Consider the following 742-nt stretch of genomic DNA (forward strand, 5'->3'; position numbering starts at 1 on the left):
ATCAGGCGTCGAGCCAGACGTTCTGGAAGTCCATTTCGTAGGTCTGGTGCATTCCGTAGTTCTTCACCTTCTTGCTCATGTGGCAGTAGAGCTTCTGCCAGAACGGCTGGATGATGACGCCGGAATCCTGCAGTATCTGCTCGACGTCCTTCATGACCTCCTTGCGCTTGGCAGGATCTGCCAGCGAAAGCGCCTGCTTCAGCTTGGCGTCGAAGTCCGGATTGGCATAAGCCGTTTCGTTCCAGGCCTCACCCGAGCGATAGCCGAGCGCCAGCACCTGGACGCCGAGCGGCCGCATGTACCAGATGGTCATCGAGTACGGATACTTCGTCCAGTCGTTCCAGAAGGTCGAGCCCGGCAGCACCGTACGCTTCACCTTGATGCCGGCATCGCGCAACTGGCCGGCGATCGCATCGCCGGTGTTCTTCTGCCATTCGTCCTCGACAGTGATCAGCTCGTGCTCGAAGTCGGCGTGCCCGGTATCCGCCATCAGCTTCTTGGCGGCGGCGGCATCGCGTGTCTTCTTGGGCAGCGGATAGTATTCGGGATGGATCGGGGCGACGTGGTGGTTCTCGCCGACCGTTCCGAGCCCCGCGTAGCCGAGCTGCATGACTGCATTGTTGTCGACGGCCATCTGCAGCGCATTGCGCACCCGCTGATCGTCATAGGGCTTGTGGGTGATGTTTGTGCGGGCAACGAGCGTGGTCGCCGTCGCGACCTCCGATTTCACCAGATCCATCTT

1 protein-coding gene is annotated in these 742 nt (G+C 60.5%); it reads right to left on the reverse strand.

All coding sequences use genetic code 11. The features are described from left to right. Position 1 precedes the first annotated feature (1 nt). A partial coding sequence (locus NR193_RS33290; protein ID WP_256754885.1) for an ABC transporter substrate-binding protein occupies positions 2–742 on the reverse strand: 741 nt, incomplete at its 5' end.

Origin of the sequence: Mesorhizobium sp. Mes31, from assembly GCF_024519675.1 — a bacterium.
In the GTDB taxonomy this organism is placed as follows: domain Bacteria; phylum Pseudomonadota; class Alphaproteobacteria; order Rhizobiales; family Rhizobiaceae; genus Mesorhizobium.